5 protein-coding genes are annotated in these 4262 nt (G+C 62.3%); all 5 read left to right on the top strand.

Translation table 11 applies throughout. The features are described 5' to 3' along the window. On the top strand, positions 1 to 201 hold a 201-nt coding region (locus tag V7080_RS24425), incomplete at its 5' end, for a glycine--tRNA ligase subunit alpha (protein ID WP_334190976.1). 103 nt (positions 202 to 304) lie between these two features. Next, positions 305 to 2401, top strand: a complete 2097-nt coding sequence (gene glyS, locus V7080_RS24420; protein ID WP_334190975.1) for a glycine--tRNA ligase subunit beta — start codon at positions 305 to 307, stop codon at positions 2399 to 2401. Next, positions 2398 to 2970 carry a D-glycero-beta-D-manno-heptose 1,7-bisphosphate 7-phosphatase gene (gene gmhB, locus V7080_RS24415; RefSeq protein WP_334190974.1) on the top strand — a complete coding sequence of 191 codons (573 nt, stop codon included), beginning with the start codon at positions 2398 to 2400 and terminating at the stop codon, positions 2968 to 2970. Before glyS ends, gmhB begins: the two co-directional genes overlap by 4 nt. A 26-nt stretch (positions 2971 to 2996) precedes the next feature. Then, positions 2997 to 3782, top strand: coding sequence for a lysophospholipid acyltransferase family protein (locus V7080_RS24410; protein WP_334190973.1), 786 nt, complete (start codon positions 2997 to 2999; stop codon positions 3780 to 3782). Then, positions 3754 to 4262: YgjP-like metallopeptidase domain-containing protein (locus V7080_RS24405; RefSeq protein WP_334190972.1), on the top strand; the 509-nt coding region annotated here is incomplete at its 3' end. The genes V7080_RS24410 and V7080_RS24405, both read left to right, overlap by 29 nt.

Genomic DNA, 4262 nt, shown 5'->3' with positions numbered 1-4262 from the left:
GCCCTGCCGGCCTACGAGATGATCCTGAAAGCCGCGCACACCTTCAACCTGCTCGATGCCCGCGGTGCCATTTCCGTCACCGAACGCGCCGCCTACATCGGCCGCATCCGCAACCTGTCGCGGGCGGTGGCGCAGGCGTATTTCGAGTCACGGGAAAAGCTCGGCTTCCCGATGTGCGGCGACGCGCGGCAGGCGGCGTGACGCCGCAGCCGCATTGAAACGCCCGATGGACGCATGAAGCCTTGAGGTCCGCCCCGTTGATGGTCATTACCTGAATCCCGCCTTTGCGGGAGCGACAAGAAAAATGAATCAAACACTATTAGTCGAACTGCTTACCGAAGAACTGCCGCCGAAAGCGCTGGCGAAACTGGGCGAGGCCTTCGCCTCGGGCATCGCCGCCGGATTGATGTCCCGCGGTTTCCTGGAAGCCGATTCCGTGGCAACAAGTTATGCCACGCCGCGACGCCTGGCGGTATCGATCTCCAATGTGCGTGCGATGTCGCCGGACAAGTCGATCCGCGAAAAGGTGCTGCCGGTATCGGTCGCACTCAATGCCGAGGGTCAGCCCGCGGCGCCGCTGCTGAAAAAACTGGCCGCGCTGGCGCAGACCGCCGGCACCGGCGAAATCCGGCCGCAAGACCTCGAACGCGCGCCGGACGGCAAGGCGGACAGCTTCTTCTACACCTACACCGCGCGCGGTTCGGCGCTGCAGGGCGGCTTGCAGGCGGCACTGGAAGACGCCGTCGCCAAGCTACCGATTCCGAAGGTGATGAGCTACCAGCGCCCGGACGGCTCCACCGTGCAGTTCGTCCGCCCCGCGCACAAGCTGATCGCGCTCCACGGCGCGGACATCGTGCCGGTCACGCTGCTCGGACTGCAGGCCGGACGCACCACGCTCGGCCACCGTTTCCTGGCAGCCGGCGAACTGCAGATCGCCAACGCAAACGCGTATGCGGACGTGCTCCAGTCGCAAGGCAAAATCATTCCCGGCGTGACCCAGCGCAAGGAAAAAATCCGCGCGGCGCTGCTGGAAAAGGCAGGCGGCGACGCGGTGCTGATGCCGGAGGCGCTGCTCGATGAAGTCACCGCGCTGGTGGAATGGCCGGTGGTGTATGCCTGCAATTTCGAAGAAACGTTTTTGTCCGTGCCGCAGGAATGCCTGATCCTGACGATGCAGACCAACCAGAAATACTTCGCGCTGACCGATGCGGGCGGACGCCTGCGTTCCCGCTTCCTGATCGTATCGAATCTCGACACCGCCAACCCGGCGCACATCATCGGCGGCAATGAGCGGGTGGTGCGGCCGCGCCTGTCGGACGCGAAGTTTTTCTTCGAGCAGGACAAGAAGAAAAAACTGGCCGACCGGGTGCCCGGCCTGGCCAGCGTCGTTTATCACAACAAGCTTGGCACGCAAGGACAACGCACAGACCGCGTGAAGGCGCTGGCAAACAAGATTGCCCTGCTGCTGGGGAACGACAGCGCACTGGCCGAGCGCGGCGCGCTGCTGGCAAAAGCCGATCTGCTGACCGACATGGTCGGCGAGTTTCCGGAATTGCAGGGCATCATGGGCACCTACTATGCACGCCACGACGGCGAGCATGAGGAAGTGGCGCAGGCGATCTCCGAGCATTACCAGCCGCGCTTCGCCGGCGACGCCCTGCCGGCGACGGCGACTGGCACCGCTGTGGCACTGGCCGACAAGCTGGAAACCCTGGTCGGTATCTGGGGCATCGGCCTGCAGCCGACGGGCGACAAGGATCCGTTCGCGCTGCGCCGCCATGCGCTCGGCATCCTGCGCATGCTGGTCGAAAAACGCCTGCCGCTGTCGATTGACAAGCTGCTGACCGCAACCGCGACCTTGTTTGAAGGCAATCCGAATTTCAAAGACCAGAAGACCGACATCACCGCCTTCCTGTTCGACCGGCTGCGTGGCCTGCTGCGCGAACGCGGCTTCGCGCAGAACGAGATCGAAGCGGTGGTCGCCCAGAACCCGGACCATCTCGACAACATCGTCGAGCGCCTCGACGCGGTGAAGGCCTTCGCCGCGCTGCCGGAAGCGGAATCGCTCGCCGCCGCCAACAAGCGCATCACCAACATCCTGAAAAAGACGGCGGCCGCCACCGGCGCCGTACAACAGAACCTGTTGCAGGAACAGGCGGAACAAGGCTTGTTCACCGCCATCGAAAAACTGAAACCGCAGGTCGATGCGGCGTTCGCCGGCGGTGACTTCACCGGCACGCTGAAGTCGCTGGCGCATCTGCGCGACAACGTCGATGCCTTCTTCAACGACGTGATGGTGATGGCAGAAGATGAGCAATTGCGCAACAATCGCATCGCGCTGTTATCCAACCTGCACGGCATGATGAACCGGGTGGCGGACATCTCCAAGCTGGCGGCATGACACCCGTCGCGACGACGAAGCTGATCATCCTCGACCGCGACGGCGTGATCAACCACGATTCCGACGACTTCATCAAGTCGCCGGACGAGTGGATTCCGATACCGGGATCGATGGAAGCGATCGCGCGGCTGAACCAGGCCGGCTATCGGGTGGTGGTGGCGACCAACCAGTCGGGCATCGCCCGCGGCTTTTTTGATTTCGTGACGCTGAACGCCATCCACCAGAAGATGCATACCGCCGCGCACCTGGCCGGCGCCGACATCGACGCCGTTTTCTTCTGTCCACATGCAGCCGACGACAATTGCGATTGCCGCAAGCCGAAGCCGGGCATGTTGCATGAAATTGCACAACGTTTCGAGGTTAATCTGAAAAGCGTGCCGAATATCGGCGATTCCCTGCGCGACCTGCAGGCTGGCTTTGTCGCCGGTTGCACGCCCTACCTGGTGTTGACCGGCAAGGGTGAAAAAACACGCGCCAAGGGAGGCCTGCCGCCGGGCACCACGGTGCATGCCAATCTGGCCGCGGTCGTCGACCATTTGCTGCAATCCAACAGCGGTTCCGCGCGCTGAGCGCTGCCATTCACTCCGGAGTTTCAATGTCAAGCATCACAATGTTCATTCGCTCGCTGCTGTTCTCCCTCGTCATGATCGTCGCCACGGTGATCTGGGCGCCGCTGTGCTTCCTGTTCGCCCCCCTATCGTACAACCGGCGTTACTACATGACCGTCCGCTGGAATGTGTTCATCATCTGGGCCGCGAAAACCATCTGCGGCATCCGTTACCAGGTCAAGGGCATGGAAAACCTGCCGGATGCGCCGGTGGTGTTGCTGTCCAAGCACCAGTCGGCATGGGAAACGATCTTCTACTGCTTCACGATGCCTCGCCCGCCGGTATTCGTGTTCAAGAAGGAGCTCACCTACATCCCGTTCTTCGGATGGGGCATCGCGCTGATGCGCATGATCCCGATCGACCGCAGCAAGACCAAGGATGCGTTTGCGCAGGTGGTCGAACAGGGCAAGAAGCGCCTGGCCGACGGCCAGTGGATCATCATCTTCCCCGAAGGCACGCGCATACCGGTCGGCCGGCAAGGCAAGTACAAGAGCGGTGGCGCACGTCTCGCCATCGAGACCAATGCCCTGGCGGTGCCGATCGCGATGAACTCCGGCGAATGCTGGCCGAAGAATTCCTTCATCAAGAAACCCGGCCTGATCACCGTATCGATCGGCAAGCCGATCTCGCCGCAGGGCCGTTCTGCAACAGAGCTCATGCAACAAGTTGAAAAATGGATAGAATCCGAGATGCGGGTGATTTCCTCGCCCGGCATCTACTCCAACGACAAAGTCACCCATACCCTTGAAGCTGCTTCGCCAGACTCCGCCTGATCCACAGCAGCTCGCTCTGCAACTCGATTTTTTTTCGCCCGATTGTTCTTCGCAGCCGGCGGTCGACAAGCCGGCGCCGAAGCATGAGCCCGGCTCGCAATCGACATCCCCGCCACCACATTCGCCGCCCGCGGGCATGCCGGAATTGTTCCCGGCACCGGCCGGGACCGGCGCCGCCGTATCCCTCACGCCACGGCGGCGCATGCAGGTGCTCGATCACATTCTCGAATACCGGCTGCTGCGGTCGAAGCGGCGCTCGATCGGTTTCCTGATCGACGATGAGGGGTTGCGCATCACTGCACCGAAGTGGGTGACGATTGCGGAGGTCGAAAGCGCGATCCGTGAAAAGCAGCGATGGATTTTTGCCAAGCTTGTCGAACGGCGCGAACGCTCCGCCCGCAGCCTGCAGCCGCAAATGCATTGGTCCGACGGCGCCACCCTGCCCTATCTCGGCGGCGACATCACCTTGCGCATCATCAC

Origin of the sequence: Noviherbaspirillum sp. (assembly GCF_036846085.1) — a bacterium.
In the GTDB taxonomy this organism is placed as follows: Bacteria; Pseudomonadota; Gammaproteobacteria; order Burkholderiales; family Burkholderiaceae_D; genus Noviherbaspirillum.
Note: the sequence above shows the minus strand (reverse complement) of the source record. Positions and strands in the feature narration are given on the sequence as shown.